The organism is uncultured Jatrophihabitans sp., assembly GCF_964246335.1.
GTDB lineage: Bacteria > Actinomycetota > Actinomycetes > Mycobacteriales > Jatrophihabitantaceae > Jatrophihabitans.
Genome location: NZ_CAXTQF010000035.1, coordinates 23,831 through 39,346, shown reverse-complemented (window position 1 = coordinate 39,346; position 15,516 = coordinate 23,831). Strand labels below are relative to the sequence as shown.

General features: G+C 71.8%; 18 protein-coding genes and 1 pseudogene. 16 read left to right on the top strand and 3 right to left on the bottom strand.

Annotation, left to right across the window (positions count from 1 at the left end; translation table 11 throughout):
• The 11 genes and pseudogenes from ACFFCN_RS11490 to ACFFCN_RS11440 all read left to right on the top strand — a co-directional run.
• Nucleotides 1-583: pseudogene (locus ACFFCN_RS11490) on the top strand (primosomal protein N'); the annotation flags it as partial.
• Nucleotides 584-663: 80 nt separating this feature from the next.
• On the top strand, nucleotides 664-1,206 hold the full coding sequence (def, locus tag ACFFCN_RS11485) for a peptide deformylase (RefSeq protein WP_375491708.1): 543 nt from the start codon (nucleotides 664-666) through the stop codon (nucleotides 1,204-1,206).
• A complete protein-coding gene (gene fmt / locus ACFFCN_RS11480) occupies nucleotides 1,203-2,129 on the top strand; it encodes a methionyl-tRNA formyltransferase (RefSeq protein WP_375491706.1) in 927 nt (308 codons plus the stop codon). The genes def and fmt overlap by 4 nt, the downstream gene beginning before the upstream one ends.
• Nucleotides 2,122-3,504 carry an RsmB/NOP family class I SAM-dependent RNA methyltransferase gene (locus ACFFCN_RS11475; RefSeq protein ID WP_375491705.1) on the top strand — a complete coding sequence of 461 codons (1,383 nt, stop codon included), beginning with the start codon at nucleotides 2,122-2,124 and terminating at the stop codon, nucleotides 3,502-3,504. Before fmt ends, ACFFCN_RS11475 begins: the two co-directional genes overlap by 8 nt.
• A gap of 72 nt (nucleotides 3,505-3,576) precedes the next feature.
• On the top strand, nucleotides 3,577-4,233 hold the full coding sequence (gene rpe, locus ACFFCN_RS11470; protein ID WP_375491712.1) for a ribulose-phosphate 3-epimerase: 657 nt from the start codon (nucleotides 3,577-3,579) through the stop codon (nucleotides 4,231-4,233).
• Complete coding sequence (gene ribD, locus ACFFCN_RS11465; protein WP_375491703.1) at nucleotides 4,233-5,339, top strand: bifunctional diaminohydroxyphosphoribosylaminopyrimidine deaminase/5-amino-6-(5-phosphoribosylamino)uracil reductase RibD; 1,107 nt, start codon at nucleotides 4,233-4,235, stop codon at nucleotides 5,337-5,339. The genes rpe and ribD overlap by 1 nt, the downstream gene beginning before the upstream one ends.
• Before the next feature lie 35 nt (nucleotides 5,340-5,374).
• Complete coding sequence (locus ACFFCN_RS11460) at nucleotides 5,375-5,980, top strand: riboflavin synthase (protein ID WP_375491702.1); 606 nt, start codon at nucleotides 5,375-5,377, stop codon at nucleotides 5,978-5,980.
• Complete coding sequence (locus ACFFCN_RS11455) at nucleotides 5,977-7,248, top strand: bifunctional 3,4-dihydroxy-2-butanone-4-phosphate synthase/GTP cyclohydrolase II (protein WP_375491701.1); 1,272 nt, start codon at nucleotides 5,977-5,979, stop codon at nucleotides 7,246-7,248. Before ACFFCN_RS11460 ends, ACFFCN_RS11455 begins: the two co-directional genes overlap by 4 nt.
• Nucleotides 7,245-7,730, top strand: a complete 486-nt coding sequence (ribH, locus tag ACFFCN_RS11450; protein ID WP_375491699.1) for a 6,7-dimethyl-8-ribityllumazine synthase — start codon at nucleotides 7,245-7,247, stop codon at nucleotides 7,728-7,730. Before ACFFCN_RS11455 ends, ribH begins: the two co-directional genes overlap by 4 nt.
• A gap of 90 nt (nucleotides 7,731-7,820) precedes the next feature.
• On the top strand, nucleotides 7,821-8,264 hold the full coding sequence (locus ACFFCN_RS11445; RefSeq protein WP_375491697.1) for a universal stress protein: 444 nt from the start codon (nucleotides 7,821-7,823) through the stop codon (nucleotides 8,262-8,264).
• A gap of 1 nt (nucleotide 8,265) precedes the next feature.
• A complete protein-coding gene (locus ACFFCN_RS11440; RefSeq protein ID WP_375491695.1) occupies nucleotides 8,266-9,273 on the top strand; it encodes an adenylate/guanylate cyclase domain-containing protein in 1,008 nt (335 codons plus the stop codon).
• Between the two features lie 133 nt (nucleotides 9,274-9,406).
• Here the strand turns inward: ACFFCN_RS11440 and ACFFCN_RS11435 are convergent, their stop codons facing one another.
• Entirely contained in the window at nucleotides 9,407-9,556 is a 150-nt protein-coding gene (locus ACFFCN_RS11435; protein WP_375491693.1) for a hypothetical protein, read from the bottom strand.
• A gap of 108 nt (nucleotides 9,557-9,664) precedes the next feature.
• Here ACFFCN_RS11435 and ACFFCN_RS11430 point away from each other — a divergent pair, with 108 nt between their 5' ends.
• The 5 genes from ACFFCN_RS11430 (at nucleotide 9,665) to acs (ending at nucleotide 14,066) form a co-directional block, all read left to right on the top strand.
• Nucleotides 9,665-9,928: a phosphoribosyl-ATP diphosphatase gene (locus ACFFCN_RS11430; RefSeq protein WP_375491691.1), complete on the top strand. Its 264-nt coding sequence runs from the start codon at nucleotides 9,665-9,667 to the stop codon at nucleotides 9,926-9,928.
• Nucleotides 9,929-9,982: 54 nt separating this feature from the next.
• The gene (hisG, locus tag ACFFCN_RS11425) at nucleotides 9,983-10,828 is read left to right on the top strand and encodes an ATP phosphoribosyltransferase (RefSeq protein ID WP_375491689.1); all 846 of its coding nucleotides are present in this window, start codon (nucleotides 9,983-9,985) and stop codon (nucleotides 10,826-10,828) included.
• Nucleotides 10,829-10,848: 20 nt separating this feature from the next.
• Nucleotides 10,849-11,283 (top strand): PH domain-containing protein, encoded by a 435-nt coding sequence (locus ACFFCN_RS11420; RefSeq protein ID WP_375491688.1) that lies wholly within the window; start codon nucleotides 10,849-10,851, stop codon nucleotides 11,281-11,283.
• Nucleotides 11,284-11,390: 107 nt separating this feature from the next.
• Complete coding sequence (locus ACFFCN_RS11415; protein ID WP_375491687.1) at nucleotides 11,391-12,086, top strand: acetate uptake transporter; 696 nt, start codon at nucleotides 11,391-11,393, stop codon at nucleotides 12,084-12,086.
• A gap of 9 nt (nucleotides 12,087-12,095) precedes the next feature.
• Nucleotides 12,096-14,066: an acetate--CoA ligase gene (acs, locus tag ACFFCN_RS11410; RefSeq protein ID WP_375491685.1), complete on the top strand. Its 1,971-nt coding sequence runs from the start codon at nucleotides 12,096-12,098 to the stop codon at nucleotides 14,064-14,066.
• A gap of 3 nt (nucleotides 14,067-14,069) precedes the next feature.
• Here the strand turns inward: acs and ACFFCN_RS11405 are convergent, their stop codons facing one another.
• On the bottom strand, nucleotides 14,070-14,888 hold the full coding sequence (locus ACFFCN_RS11405; RefSeq protein ID WP_375491683.1) for a DUF72 domain-containing protein: 819 nt from the start codon (nucleotides 14,886-14,888) through the stop codon (nucleotides 14,070-14,072).
• A gap of 30 nt (nucleotides 14,889-14,918) precedes the next feature.
• Complete coding sequence (locus ACFFCN_RS11400) at nucleotides 14,919-15,491, bottom strand: class I SAM-dependent methyltransferase (RefSeq protein WP_375491681.1); 573 nt, start codon at nucleotides 15,489-15,491, stop codon at nucleotides 14,919-14,921.
• Nucleotides 15,492-15,516: the final 25 nt, after the last annotated feature.

The window sequence follows — 15,516 nt, the reverse complement described above, 5'->3', positions numbered from 1 at the left end:
TACCTCAGGCGGCGACCGCGTGCTCGCCGACGTGCCGGCGGAGGCTGCCGTCGTCGTCGCCACGCCCGGTGCCGAGCCGGTCGCCGAGGGCGGTTACGGTGCTGCGCTGCTGCTCGACGGTTGGGCGCTGCTCTCGCGCCCTGATCTGCGCGCCGCCGAGGAAACGCTGCGCCGGTGGGCCAACGCGGCCGCGCTGGTCCGCGCCGACGGCACGGTGGTCGTCGGTGCCGACGCCGCGCTGCCGGCCGTGCAGGCACTCGTGCGCTGGGACCCGGCCGGCTTCGCGGCCCGCGAGCTCGCCGACCGCGCCGAGCTCGGCTTCCCGCCCGCCACCCGGATGGCCGCGCTCACCGGCACGGCGCAGGCCCTGCACGAGCTGCTGGGTGCCGCCGAGCTGCCGTCGTCGGCGCAGATCGTCGGGCCGGTGCCGGTGGACGACCGCACCGAGCGGTTGCTGGTGCGCGTCGACCGCCACGACGGCAACGACCTCGCGCGGGCGTTGCACACGGCGGCCGCGGCGCGCAGCTCGCGGCGCAGCGCCGAGCCGGTGCGTCTCGATCTCGATCCGGCCGAGCTCGGCTAACCCGGCGGCGCAGACCGTGTTGATCGGCGAAGGGCGTTGAGCGACGGCCGCGCCGCGCAGCGTCGTTAGACTCAGCGCCCGTGACTGTGCAGCCGATCCGCCTGTTCGGCGATCCGGTGCTGCGCACGCCTGCCGAGCAGGTCGTCGACTTCGACAAGGAGCTGCGCCAGCTCGTCGCCGACCTCGAGCACACGATGCTCGAGGCGCCCGGGCAGGGGCTGGCCGCGCCGCAGATCGGCGTCGGGCTGCGGGTGTTCACCTACAACGTGCACGAGTCGATGGCCGGACACCTGGTCAACCCGGTGCTGCACTTCCCGGACGACGAGGAGCAGGACGGCCCCGAGGGGTGCCTGTCGATCCCCGGCCTGGCCTTCGACTGCCGCCGGCGCGCCAATGTCGTGGCGCACGGGCAGAACATGTGGGGCGACCCGGTCACCGTCGAGGGCACCGCCATGCTCGCGCGTTGCGTGCAGCACGAGACCGATCACCTGGACGGCGTGCTGTTCGTCGACCGACTGGACGCCGAGACCCGCAAGGCGGCCATGCGCGCCATCCGCGAGGCCGATTGGGGCGAGCGCGTCCCGACCGTCAAGCTCTCGCCGCACGCCAGCAGCCCCCGGTGAGGTTGGTCTTCGCCGGCACGCCCGACGCGGCAGTGCCCACGTTGCGCACGTTGCTCGACGCTCCGCAGCACGACGTCGTCGCGGTCGTCACCCGGCCGCCCGCACGCGCCGGGCGCGGTCGAAAGGCCAGCACGTCGCCGGTGGCCGCACTCGCCGCCGACGCGGGGCTGCCGACGCTGACGCCGCAGCGTGCCGGTGACCCGGACTTCCTCGCGCAGCTGGCGCAGCTCGCCCCGCACTGCTGCCCGGTCGTGGCCTACGGCGCGCTGCTGCCGCCGGCCGCGCTCGCGGTGCCGGTGCACGGCTGGGTGAATCTGCACTTCTCGCTGCTGCCGGCCTGGCGCGGCGCCGCACCGGTGCAGCACGCACTCCTGCACGGCGACGACGTCACCGGCGCCTCGACGTTCCGCATCGAGGCGGGCCTGGACACCGGTCCGGTCTTCGGCGTCGTCACCGAGGCCGTGCGTGCCGAGGACACGTCGGGGGATCTGCTCAGCCGGCTGTCCGACAGCGGTGCCGGGCTCATGCTCGCCACGCTGGACGGCATCGAGACCGGTGCGCTGGTCGCCCGGCCGCAGGCCGCGGACGGCGTCTCGTTCGCCCCCAAGGTCAGCACCGAGGACGCGCACCTCGACTGGACGACGCCCGCACGGCACGTCGAACGCGTCTCGCGGGCCTGCACCCCCACGCCGGGCCCGTGGACGACGTTGCGCGGTGAGCGTCTCAAGCTCGGCCCGGTACGCCTGACCGGCGCCAACGACCTTGCACCTGGCGAGGTCGCGGTGCTCAAGCGAGCGGTGCGCGTCGGCACGGCGAGTTCGGACGTCGAGCTGACGACCGTGCAGCCGCCCGGTCGGCGCGCCTTCCCCGCGCCCGACTGGGCACGCGGGGCGCGACTGCAGCCGGGGGAGCGGCTTGGCTGAGCGCACCCGGCGACCGCACCGGCCCGGCGGCCGGCCGCCGCGGCGGTCCGCCCCGGTGGACCCGGCCCGGCTCGTCGCCTACGACTTGCTGCGCGCCGTGCACGACGACGGCGCCTTCGCCAACCTCGCCCTGCCGCGCCTGCTGGCAGCCCGCGGGCTGGCCGGCCGCGACGCGGCCCTGGCCACCGAACTCGGGTACGGCACGGTCCGCGCCGAAGGCACGCTCGACGCCGTCCTGGCCGCCTGCGTCGACCGGCCGCTGGCCGACGTCGATCCGGGCGTGCTCGACGTGCTGCGCCTCGGCGCGTACCAGGCGCTGCGCACTCGCATTCCGGCGCATGCCGCGGTCGCGACCGCGGTGGACCTCGCTCCCGCGGTCGGACAAGGTCGCGCCGGCGGCTTCGTCAACGCGGTGCTGCGCCGGGTCGCCGCAGCGTCCTGGGACGCGTGGGTCGACCGGCTCGCCGCGGGGACGTCACCGCTGCACGCGGTGGCGCTGCGCACCGCTCATCCGGAGTGGATCGCGGCGGCGTTCGCGGTCGCGCTCGGCGAGAACATGGACGGCGCGCTGGACGAGACCGCAGAAGCACTGCGTGCCGACGACGAGCGGCCGCTGACCCACCTCGTGGCGTGGCCGGGGCGCAGCGACCGTGACGAGCTGTTGGCGGCGGTGGACGGCGTTGCCGGCCCGTACTCGCCGTACGCGGTGCGGATGGCCGGCGGGGATCCGGCCGGCATCGCCGCGGTGCGCGAGCGGCGCGCCGGTGTGCAGGACGAGGGCAGCCAGCTGTGTGCGCTCGCCGTGGCACGGGCACCGCTCACCGGCCGCGACGAGCGGTGGCTGGACCTGTGTGCGGGCCCCGGCGGCAAGGCCGCGCTGCTGGCCGGGCTGGCCGCCGAGCGCGGCGCGACGCTGACCGCCAACGAGCTGCGTGAGCACCGTGCAGAACTCGTCCGCAAGGTCACCGCACCGTGGCAGGTCGAGGTGCGCGTCGGCGATGCCCGCGACCTGCAGCCGATCGACGGCGGATACGACCGCGTGCTGCTCGACGCGCCGTGCACCGGTCTGGGCGCACTGCGCCGCAGGCCCGAAGCGCGGTGGCGACGCGACTCGGAGGATCTCGCCGCACTTGCCGCGCTGCAGCGCGAGCTGCTGGACGCGGCGCTGCGCCTCGTCCGGCCGGGCGGTGTCGTCGCGTACGTGACCTGCTCGCCCCATCCGGCCGAGACCACCGCGGTCATCTCGGGGCACGACCTGCACGACGCGCGCCCCGCGTTCGCGGGCGTGCCGCATCTCGGCGACGGCCCGACGGTGCAGTTGTGGCCGCATCGGCACGGCACCGACGCGATGTTCTGCGCCTTCCTGCGTGTCTGACGCCGTGCCGAGGCACTGACCCGGCGCAATAGGGTGGTCAGCGTGTCAGCTGCAGCGGGCGGCGCCGAACCCATGATCGCGCCCAGCATCCTCTCGGCCGACTTCGCGCGCCTGGCCGAGGCTGCCGACTCCGTGTCGCGTGCCGACTGGCTGCACGTCGATGTCATGGACGCACACTTCGTGCCGAACCTGACGATCGGTCTGCCCGTCGTCAAGAGCCTGCACGCCGCCACCGACATCCCGCTCGACTGCCACCTGATGATCGACGACCCCGACCGGTGGGCGCCGCCGTACGCCGAGGCCGGCGCCGCCAACGTCACCTTTCACATCGAGGCGGCCCATGACCCGGTTGCGACGGCCCGCGCCATCCGGGCCGCGGGCGCGCTCGCCGGGCTCTCGGTCAAGCCGGGCACCGAGATCGAGCCGTACCTCGACGTGCTGCGCGAGTTCGACACGCTGCTCGTCATGACCGTCGAGCCGGGCTTCGGCGGCCAGGAGTTCATGGCCGAGGTGCTGCCGAAGGTGCGTCTTGCGCGTGAGCATGTGCGCAGCGGTCACCTGCGGCTGTTCGTCGAGGTCGACGGCGGCATCGGCGAGGACACCATCGAGGCCGCCGCCGCCGCCGGCGCGGACGTCTTCGTCGCCGGCTCGGCGGTGTTCGGCGCCGACGACCCGGGCTGCGCGGTCGAGTCGCTGCGCAGCACGGCCCGCGGATCGATGGCCGTCTGATGACCGGTCCCGGCGCGGGCGACCCGGACGCAAACACCGCCGGCACCGACGGCGCCTCCGACGCCGAGCACGCCGCCATGCACCGTGCGCTGCTCCTCGCCGAAACGGTGCGTGGCGCGACCGGCCCCAACCCGGCCGTGGGGGCGGTCATCCTTGACACCCACGGTGAACTCGTCGGCGAGGGCGCCACCGAACCGGCCGGCGGGGCGCACGCGGAGATCGTTGCGCTGCGGGCGGCCGGCGACGCGGCGCGCGGCGCAACCGCCGCCGTGACACTCGAACCCTGCGCACACACCGGCCGGACGGGCCCGTGTGCCGACGCGCTCATCGCCGCCGGCGTCGGCCGCGTCGTGTACGCCGTGGACGACCCCAATCCCGAGGCCGCCGGGGGCGCGGGCAAGCTGCGCGCGGCCGGGGTCGAGGTCGTCAGCGGCGTGGAGGAGTTCGCCGCCGCGAGCGGTGCGCTGCGGCCCTGGCTGCACGCCGTGCGCGCCGGCCGGCCGTTCGTCACCTGGAAATTCGCCTCCAGCATGGACGGGCGGGCGGCTGCGGCCGACTACACCTCGCGCTGGATCTCGTCGGTGGAGTCACGCGCCGACGTGCACGCGCTGCGCGCAACTGTCGACGCGATCGTGGTCGGCAGCGAGACGGTGCTCACCGACGACCCGCAGCTGACCGTGCGCATCGGCGACGTCCCGGCAGATCGGCAACCGCTGCGGGTCGTGCTCGACCGCCGCCACCGCATAGACGCCTTCGGTGGGCAGCTGCGGGTGCTCGACTCGGCAGCGCAGACGCTCGTACTCGACACCGCTGCGCCCCGTTTCGCGCTCAAGGCACTGTTCGACCGCGGCATAAGGCACGTGCTGCTCGAGGGTGGCCCCACCCTCGCCGGGGCGTTCGTCGAGGCCCGGTGCGTCGACGCAGTCGTCGCCTACGTGGCGCCGGTGCTGCTCGGCGACGGACCCGCGGCGTTGATCGACGCCGGCATCGGAACACTGGCCGACGCCCTGCGGTTGGACCTCGAGTCGGTCACCAGGCTCGGCGACGATGTGAAACTCGTCGCTCGACCACGGTGGACCGAGGAGTTGAGCAGCGACAATGGGTGAGGCCGTACGGACGGCCGCCGAAACGAGAGGCGAACGTGTTCACCGGCATCATCGAGCAGATCGGCGAGGTCACCGAGGTCGAACACCGCGGTGACGCAGCCGTCCTGCACCTGCGCGCCGCCGGTGTCGCCCACGACCTCACGCACGGCGAGTCGATCGCGGTCGACGGCGTCTGCCTGACCGTCGTCGGCTGGCAGGACGACACCGCCGCCACCCGGGTCGCCTTCGACGTCATGGGGGAGAGCCTCAAGCGCTCGACGCTCGGGGCGCTGGTTGCGGGCGACCGGGTGAACCTCGAACGCGCGGTCCGTGCCGACGCCCGCCTCGGCGGGCATGTCGTGCAGGGCCACGTCGACGGCACCGGCGCGGTCGTGTCCCGCACACCCGGCACCGAGTGGGAACTCGTCCGCTTCGGCCTGCCGCGCGACCTCGCGGGTTTTGTCGCGGAGAAGGGCTCGATCGCCGTCGACGGCGTCTCGCTGACCGTCGCGGCCGTCGGCGCCGACTGGTTCGAGGTCGGGCTGATCCCCGAGACGCTGCGCGCCACGACGCTCGGCGCCAAGCAGGCCGGTGACCCGGTGAACCTGGAGGTGGACGTGCTTGCCAAGTACGTCGCTCGGCTGATGGAGGTTCGTGCGTGAGTCAGATCAACCTCGACTCGATCGAGCGGGCGATCCTGGACATCAAGTCCGGCAAGCCGGTCGTCGTCATCGACGACGAGGACCGGGAGAACGAGGGCGACCTGATCTTCGCGGCCGAACTGGCCACGCCCGAGCTGATCGCGTTCATGGTGCGCTACACGTCCGGCTACATCTGCGTGCCGCTGTCCGAGGCCGACGCCGATCGTCTCGACCTGCCGCCGATGTTCCACACCAATCAGGACCGCCGCGGCACCGCGTACACCGTCACCGTGGACGCGCGCGAAGGTGTGTCGACGGGCATCTCGGCGAGCGACCGCGCGCACACCATCCGGCTGCTCGCCGACCCGCAGGCCGCCGCCGTCGACTTCACCCGGCCCGGTCACGTGGTGCCGCTGCGTGCCAAGGACGGCGGCGTCCTGCGCCGCCCCGGGCACACCGAGGCCGCTGTGGACCTCGCGACACTCGCCGGCCTGCAGCCGGCCGGCGTGCTGTGCGAGGTCGTCAGCGAGAAGGACCCGGCGGGCATGGCCCGCAGCGACGAGTTGCGCGTGTTCGCCGACGAGCACGACCTCGCGCTGATCTCGATCGCGGACCTCATCGCGTTCCGCCGCCGCTCGGAGAAGCTGGTCGAGCGCGTTGCTTCGGCGCGGGTGCCGCTTCGCTACGGCGAGTTCACCGCCGTCGGTTACTCCTCCAGCTACGACAGCCGTGAGCACGTCGCCTTCGTGTTCGGTGACATCGGCGACGGCGACGACGTCCTGGTCCGCGTGCACTCCGAGTGCCTCACCGGGGACGTCTTCGGCTCGCTGCGCTGCGACTGCGGGCCGCAGCTGGACGCCGCACTGGGCGCCGTCGCCCGTGAGGGCCGGGGCATCGTGCTCTACATCCGCGGGCACGAGGGCCGGGGCATCGGCCTGCTGCACAAGCTGCAGGCCTACCAACTGCAGGACACCGGCTCGGACACCGTCGATGCCAACCTCGAGCTCGGCCTGCCGGCCGACGCCCGCGACTACGGCACCGGCGCACAGATCCTCGTCGACCTCGGCGTCCACTCGATGCGCCTGCTGACCAACAATCCCGAGAAGCGCGCCGGGCTCGAGGGTTACGGGCTGCACATCGTGGGCCGCGTCCCGCTGCCGGTGCACGCCAACCCGGAGAACCTGCGCTACCTCGAGACCAAGCGCGACCGCATGGGCCACGACGCGCGCCTGATCGCGGACGACGACCCGGTCGAGGACGCCGACGGCGCGCGGGCAGACCAGCATTGAGCGGCGAAGGCGCGCCGACGCTGCAGGTCGACGGCAGCGGGCTGCGGGTGGTGGTCGTCGCCAGCCAATGGCACGACACCGTGATGAACGGGCTGCTCGACGGCGCCCGGCGGGCGCTGGCGCAAGCCGGCGTCGACGACATCACCGAGGTCCGCGTCCCCGGTGTGTTCGAGCTGCCGGTCGCCGTAGCGCGGGTCGCGTCCGGCGCGGCCGCGCCGGACGCGCTCGTCGCGCTGGGTGTCGTCATCCGTGGCGGCACACCGCACTTCGAGTACGTGTGCGACGCCGCGACCTCCGGGCTGACGCAGGTGGCCGTGCATACGACGATCCCGGTGGGCTTCGGCGTGCTGACCTGCGACGACGAGCAACAGGCGCTCGACCGCGCCGGGCTCGACGGGTCGACCGAGGACAAGGGCCACGAGGCCGCGACAGCCGCCGTGGCGACGGCGGTCACCCTGTCCGGCTGGTCACGCCCGCGTTGAGCGGGAAAGCCCTCGGCTGCCGATAGGGTCGTACCGACCGCGGCTCGCCGCCCGGACCGGGCACGGCTCGCTGCGGCCGGGAGGAGCACCATGACGCACTACAACACCGTGCTCGTCGGCACCGACGGCTCGGAGACGTCGTTCCGCGCCGTCGAGCGTGCCGCCGAACTTGCCCGAGACGCGCAGGCCGCGCTCGTGATCACCTGCGCCTACTTCCCGGCGAAGCCGGATCCGCACGACACGGACGTGCTCGGTGACGAGGCGTACCAGGTGGTCGGCTCCGCGCCGGCCGAGGACTCGCTGCGCACCGCACGCGACCGCGCGACGAAGGCCGGCGCGACGAACGTGCAGACCCAGGCCGTGCAGGGCAAGCCGTCGCCGTCGCTGATCAAGGCCGCGCAGGACACCGGCGCCGACCTCGTCGTCGTCGGCAACGTCGGGCTCAACACGCTGACCGGCCGGCTGATCGGTTCGGTGCCCCAGGACGTCATCCGGCACTCACCGGTGGACGTGCTGGTCGTCCACACCACCTGACATGGCCGAGGACCCAGTAGGTCAGGTCGACCTGCCGCGCTTCGTCGAACTCATCGAGCAGGAGCTGCTCGGCGGCGAACGCAAATACACCCGCGAGGAGATGGTCGAGCGCGTCGGCGGCGACATCGAGACCGCCCGCTCCCGCTGGCGATCGCTCGGCTTCGCCACGACGAACGACGACGAGCGGCTCTACACCGACGCCGACGTGCAGGCGAACCGCGACGTCTACGAGCTGCAGGACGTCGCGGGCATCGACGACGACGTGATGCTCGCGATGACGCGCATCATCGGCCAGACGTTCGCCCGCCTCGCGTCGTGGCAGGGGCAGGTCGTCACCGACCGCGTCGCCAACGACCCGGAACTGCTCGCCGGCGGCGCCGAGGGCGTGAGCGAGCTGATCGGCTCGATCATGCCGATCGTCGAGCGGCTGCACGACTACGTGTGGCGGCGCCAGCTGTCCGCCTACTTCGCGCGCGTCGCGGCAAATGCCCAGTCCGGCGAGGGGATCGGCACCGAGGTCGCGATGGCGGTCGGTTTCGTCGACATGGCGGGTTTCACGACCTTCACCCGCCAGTCGTCGGAGGCCGACCTGCGCAACGTGCTGACCCGTTTCGAGAGCATGGCCACCGACGTCGTCGGCACGAACAACGGCCAGATCGTCAAGACGATCGGCGACGAGATCCTGTTCACCGTCGACCGCGCGGCCGATGCCGCGCAGATCGCGTTGACCATGGTCGAGACGGCGGAGTCCGACGACGTCCTGCCGCAGGTGCGCGCGGGCGTCGCATACGGCCCGATCGTGAGCCGCCTGGGCGACGTGTTCGGCCAGCCGGTCAACATCGCGAGCCGGCTGACGAGCGTCGCGCGGACCGGTTCGGTGCTGGTCGACCAGGGCATCCACGACAAGGTCGACGACGACGAGTCACTCCGGTTGCACCCGCTGCGGCCGGTCAATGTGCGCGGTTACCAGCACCTGAAGTCGTGGCGGCTGCGCCGGACACCCAGCTGACACCTGCTCACCGGGTGGAGGACCTCCCCGCGCCCGGCTTGGCCGACGGCCGCTGGGGGATGGGTCGCCGACCGCGGTACGCAACGAGGTGGCGCACCGAGCCGACGCTGCCTTCGGGGTATTCGGCGGTGCATTACACGGTGCGGTCGCCCCGCGCCCATCCGTCGTGTACCGCGGTGTACCGGCGCATGTCGGCCTCGCGCGTGCCCGCTGCGACCCAGGCGTCGTCGAAGACGAGCGGCTCGTCGTCGTGTCCGCGTCGGGGCGAATCGTCCTTCGGCACGCAGCTACCTCCCTGGCCTCGCGGGCCACCGGAACGATCATTAGACCCTGTGCGAATGCAGCCGGGGCGCTCGGCGCGCCGGGTGGCGTCGGTAGGCTGCGGATCGAGATGAAGACCTTCGACCAGCTGTTCGCCGAGCTCGGCGACCGTCAGCGCGAGCGGCCCGACGGCTCGGCCACCGTCGCGGCGCTCGACGCCGGTGTCCACGAGCAGGGCAAGAAGGTCGTCGAGGAGGCGGCCGAGGTCTGGATGGCCGTGGAGCACGAATCCGCGGAGCGCGCCGCCGAGGAGATCAGCCAGCTGCTGTACCGCGTCCAGGTGATCATGCTCGGCAAGGGGCTCGACCTCGCCGACGTCTACCGACATCTGTAGGCCGGCACCCACCGCCAGACAGCCGTCACCAGCGCCCGAACAGACAGGCAGGTCATGCTCCGCGTCGCCGTACCGAACAAGGGCTCGCTGGCCGAGCCCGCCAGCCAGATGCTCGTCGAGGCCGGCTATCGACAACGCTCCGACTCGCGCGAGCTCGTGCTGCTCGACGCCGACAGCGACACCGAGTTCTTCTTCCTGCGCCCACGCGACATCGCCGTCTACGTCGGCTCGGGCCAGCTCGACGTCGGGATCACCGGGCAGGACCTCCTGCTCGACTCCGGCGCGGACGCCGAGGTGGTCGTCCCGCTCGGCTTCGGCGGCTCGACGTTCCGGTTCGCCGCCATCCCGGGCACGGTGTCGTCGATCGCGCAGCTGAGCGGCAGGCGGGTGGCCACGGCGTACCCCGGCGTGCTGCGCAGTTACTTCGCACGCGCCGGCGTCGACGCCCACGTCATCTCGCTGGACGGCGCGGTGGAGACCTCCGTGCGGCTGGGGGTGGCCGACGCCATCGCCGACGTCGTGTCCACCGGCACGACGTTGCGCAACGCGGGACTCGAGGTCTTCGGTGACCCGCTGCTGACCAGTGAGGCGGTGTTGATCCAGCGCAGCGGTGTCGCCACCCCGCCGGCCGTCGAGCAGCTGGTGCGGCGCCTGCAGGGCGTGATCATCGCGCGGCAGTACGTGCTCATGGACTACGACATCGCCGACGACCTCGTCGAGCAGGCCGTGGCGATCACGCCCGGGATCGAGTCCCCGACCGTCTCGCCGCTGCACGAGAAGGGTTGGTCCGCGGTGCGCTCGATGGTGCGCCGGCGCGAGACCAACGCCGTCATGGACGAGCTGTGGGAGCTGGGCGCCCGGGGCATCCTCGTGACGCCCATCGCCGCGTGCCGGTTGTGAGCACGTCGGACACTGCAACGGTGACGGCGCGGCCGCAGCGCACCCGCACCATCGCGAACGTCTCCGCCGCCGTGGCGCTGATCGTCTTCGTCGTCGTCGCGCTCCTGATGCGTACGGACAATGCCGGCGCCAGCTTCGGCCCGAAGGACCAGGTCTTCACCGTCGTCATCGGTCTGGTGGTCGCCGGCGGACTGCGGCTGCCCGCCCGGCCCCGGATGCGGGCGGACGAGGACGCGGTGTACCTGCGCAGCTACCTCGGCAGTTGGCGCACCGTCCCGTGGGCCGCCGTGCGAGCGGTGGAGTTCCCCAGCAACGCGCGGTTCGCCCGGCTCGTCCTGCCGGCCGACGAGATCCTCGCCGTCTACGCCGTGCAGCGCGCGGACCGGCAGTACGCCGTCGACGCGATGCGCGGGTTGCGCGCCCTGTTCGCGCGCACCCATCCCGCCCCGTCCTGACCAAGGGCCGTGGCGCGGTTCGTCCCGTTTTGGTTGCATGTGACGGCGGCCACTGGCACGGTGGTTCGCAGCGCAACCATCTACCGTCCGGTGACGAGGAGTTTGCAATGACGCAGCATGATCCGGCCCATCCGCGACCGACGAACGAGACCGTCCCGGCCGGCGCGCAGGATCCGACCGCCGGACGCACGGCGCATTCGCTACCGGGTTTCGGTGCCGGCATTGCCGACCCGGGGCCGCTCGGCCTCGCCGGTTTCGCGGGCACCACGCTGTTCCTGTCCGCGGTCAACGCCGGGCTGTTGCCGGACAAGGTCGAGACGGGCGTGCTCGGTCTCGCGATCTTCTACGGCGGCATCGCACAGCTGCTGGCCGGGTTGTGGGAGTTCGCGAAGGGCAACACCTTCGGTGCCACGGCGTTCGTCTCCTACGGCGCGTTCTGGCTCTCGTTCTGGTACCTGATCACCGACGGGGTGCCGGCGATGGCGGCCGCGAAGGCCGCGCCCGACGACATCAACCATGCGGTGGGCACCTACCTGCTGGTGTGGGCGATCTTCACGACCTACATGTTCATCGCGTCGCTGCGCACGACCGCGGCGATCGCCGCCGTCTTCCTCTTCCTGGCGGCCACGTTCATCTTCTTGTGCATCGGTGCCTACTCAGCGACCACGGGCATCACGAAGGTCGGCGGTTATCTGGGGTTGATCACCGCCGCGCTGGCGTTCTACGGTTCGTTCGCCGTCGTCACCAATGCGACGTTCAAGAAGACCGTCCTGCCCGTGGTGCCGCTGGCGCGCGCGATCTAGGTTCGGCACATGAGCGAAACACTTTCGAACCTGTCCCACGAGGAACGCCGCTTCGAGCCGTCCGAGGACTTCGCGAAACAGGCCAATGTCACCGCGCAGGCCTACGAGGACGCCGACGCCGATCGGCTCGGGTTCTGGGCGAAGGCCGCCGATCGGCTGTCGTGGTCGCAGAAGTGGGACGAGGTCCTCGACTGGTCGGACGCGCCGTTCGCGAAGTGGTTCGTCGGCGGCAAGCTGAACGTCGCCTACAACTGCGTCGACCGGCACGTCGAGGCCGGCCACGGCGACCAGGTGGCCATCCACTGGGAGGGCGAGCCGGCCGACGACACCCGCACCGTGACCTACGCCGAGCTCAAGGACGAGGTCTGTCGCGCGGCCAACACGCTGGTCGACCTCGGTGTGCGTACGGGTGACCGCGTCGCGATCTACATGCCGATGATCCCGGAGACGGTCGTGGCCATTTTGGCGTGCGCCCGACTCGGCGCGCCGCACATGGTGGTCTTCGGCGGCTTCTCTGCCACCGCGCTGTCCGACCGCATCATCGACTGCGACGCCGAAGTCGTGATCACCGCGGACGGCGGCTACCGCCGCGGCGCACCGTCCGGCCTGAAGCCGGTGGTGGACGAGGCGCTACGCAAGTGCCCGGACGTGCGCAAGGTCTTGGTGGTGAAGCGCACGGCGCAGGACGTCGACTGGGACGAGTCGCGAGACGTCTGGTGGCACGAGTCCGTCGGCACGGCCTCGAGCGAGCACGAGTGCGACTTCTTCGATGCCGAGCACCCGCTGTTCATCATGTACACCTCGGGGACCACGGGGAAGCCGAAGGGCATCTTCCACACGTCCGGCGGATATCTGACCCAGGCCGCGTGGACGCACTGGGAAGTCTTCGACCTCAAGCCGGACGACGACCTCTACTGGTGCGGCGCGGACATCGGGTGGATCACCGGCCACTCCTACATCGTCTACGGGCCACTGGCGAACCGGGCCACCTCGTTCATGTACGAGGGCACCCCGAACACCCCGGACGAGCACCGCTGGTTCCAGATGATCGAGAAGTACAAGATCACGATCTTGTACACGGCGCCGACGACGATCCGCACGTTCATGAAGTGGGGCGAGGACGTGCCCGCGGGCCACGACCTGTCGTCGCTGCGACTGCTCGGCTCGGTCGGCGAGCCCATCAACCCCGAGGCCTGGATCTGGTACCGCACGAACTTCGGCGGCGACCGCTGTCCGATCGTCGACACGTGGTGGCAGACCGAGACCGGTGCGCTGATGATCAGCCCGCTGCCGGGCGTCTCGGCGACCAAGCCGGGCTCGGCCATGCGTGCGCTGCCCGGCATCGGCGCCGAAGTGGTCGACAACGACGGCGAGCCGGTCGGCGACGGGAACGGTGGCCTCCTGGTGCTGACCGAGCCGTGGCCGTCGATGACCCGCGGCATCTGGGGCGACCCGGAGCGGTTCAAGGAGACGTACTGGCAACGCTTCGAAAAGCAGGGTTTCTACTTCGCCGGTGACGGCGCCAAGCTCGACGACGACGGCGACATGTGGTTGCTCGGGCGCGTCGACGACGTCATGAACGTCTCGGGCCACCGCATCTCCACGACCGAGGTCGAGTCGGCACTGGTGTCGCACCCGTCGGTGGCGGAGGCGGCGGTCGTGGGCGCCACCGACCCGACCACCGGACAGGGCATCGTCGCGTTCGTGATCCTGCGCGGCAACGTCACGCAGGAGTCCGAGGGCGAGGAACTGATCAAGACGCTGCGCGATCACGTGGCGAAGGAGATCGGCGCCATCGCCAAGCCGCGGCAGATCATGATCGTGCCGGAGCTGCCGAAGACCCGCTCGGGCAAGATCATGCGCCGGCTGCTGCGCGACGTCGCCGACCACCGCGAGCTCGGTGACGTCACGACGCTCACCGACTCCTCGGTCATGGATCTCATCGGCGAGAGGATCTCCGACGCTCCGGCCGAGGAGTAGGCCTCAGGCGCTCAGCCTGCGGGCCAGCGACATCGCGTCGAACGGTGCGCGGACCTTGACGTCGTTGTCGAAGTGCACCTGCACGCGCAGGTCGGCGGCGAGCCACTCGCGGATCGCCGCCGCCCACGTGTCGAGGGCCGCCTCGGTGTAGCCGCTGGTGTACAGCTCGACGTCGCCGTGCAGCCGCAGGTAGACGAGGTCGGACGTCACGTCGGTCAGCTTCGGCCAACGACCCGCGGTGTCGGCCACGACCAGCGCGATGTGGTGCTCGCGCAGCAGGTCGGGGAACGCGGGCGTGACGAACGACTTGTGCCGCACCTCGAGCGCGTGACGCAACGGGCGGTCGACGTCGGCGGTGGTGAACGCCCGGCCGTCCATCCGCTCGTCATGGCGTCGGGCCAGCCACGCGGCCTCGCCCGTCGAGCGTGGCAGCTGTGCGAAGAACGCGGCGAGCCGGTCGGCGTCGAAGCCGAGGCTGGGCGGCAGCTGCCACAGGCACGGGCCGAGCTTGGTGCGCAGGGCAAGCACGCCGGAGGCGTAGAAGTTGGCCAGGGGGGTGGCGACGTCGTTGAGCTTCTTCATGTGCGTGACGAAGCGCGGGCCCTTGACCGCGAAGGTGAAGTCCTCCGGCGTCTGGTCGTGCCATGTCTCGAAGCTCGTCGGGCGCTGCAGGCTGTAGAACGTGCCGTTGATCTCGACGCTGTTCAACTGCGACGACAGGTACGCCAGCTCGCGCTTGTGCGGCAGCTTCGGCGGATAGAACTCACCGCGCCACGGCGGGTACAGCCAGCCGGACGTCCCGATGCGCAGGTGCCGCGTCACGCCCGTCGTCCTACCCGGCGCCAGGGTCGGTCATCCGGTCCGGTGCCAGACGAGCAGATACCGACCGAGGACCAGGCGGTGGACGTGGGCGCCGGGCAGCGTGCGAGCGGCGGCGAGCTTCACCGCATGCAGGGTGTCCCTGGGCGGCCAGCACACCGGCGCGGTGTGCTGCCACACGCCGATGAGGCGGATCGCGATACCGCGTGCAACCCAGGCTGTTGCGCGCCACGGCAGCTCGCGCAGGTCCGTCCGGACAAACCCCACGACGGCGAGCGTCCCGCCCGGGCGTACCAGCGCACCGAGGCGATTCAGCGCCGACGCGGTGTCGGGCAGATGATGCAGCGCGGCGTTGCTGACCACGGCATCGAAGGGAGGTCCCAGCGACCCGGTCATGACGTCCGCATGCCGCCAGTCGACTCCGGCGTGCGGGAACCGGGCTGCGGCGCGCTGCAACACGGGTGCGTCGACATCGACGGCGACCACGTCGGCGATCCGGCCGGCCAGCCTCGCCGCGAGGAAGCCGTCACCGCACCCGGCGTCGAGTACCCGGCGCGCGGACGCGGGCACCTGCCGGTCCAGCAGTGCGTCGTAGTGGATGTTCACGTTCCACGGCCGGGTGCGCGACCGT

Excerpts from the sequence above, each read along its gene's own strand:
- rpe (WP_375491712.1), top strand. The coding sequence starts at position 3,577 with ATGATCGCGCCCAGCATCCTCTCGGCCGACTTCGCGCGCCTGGCCGAG.
- ribD (WP_375491703.1), top strand. The coding sequence starts at position 4,233 with ATGACCGGTCCCGGCGCGGGCGACCCGGACGCAAACACCGCCGGCACC.
- ACFFCN_RS11445 (WP_375491697.1), top strand. The coding sequence starts at position 7,821 with ATGACGCACTACAACACCGTGCTCGTCGGCACCGACGGCTCGGAGACG.
- ACFFCN_RS11440 (WP_375491695.1), top strand. The coding sequence starts at position 8,266 with ATGGCCGAGGACCCAGTAGGTCAGGTCGACCTGCCGCGCTTCGTCGAA.
- ACFFCN_RS11430 (WP_375491691.1), top strand. The coding sequence starts at position 9,665 with ATGAAGACCTTCGACCAGCTGTTCGCCGAGCTCGGCGACCGTCAGCGC.
- hisG (WP_375491689.1), top strand. The coding sequence starts at position 9,983 with ATGCTCCGCGTCGCCGTACCGAACAAGGGCTCGCTGGCCGAGCCCGCC.
- ACFFCN_RS11415 (WP_375491687.1), top strand. The coding sequence starts at position 11,391 with ATGACGCAGCATGATCCGGCCCATCCGCGACCGACGAACGAGACCGTC.
- acs (WP_375491685.1), top strand. The coding sequence starts at position 12,096 with ATGAGCGAAACACTTTCGAACCTGTCCCACGAGGAACGCCGCTTCGAG.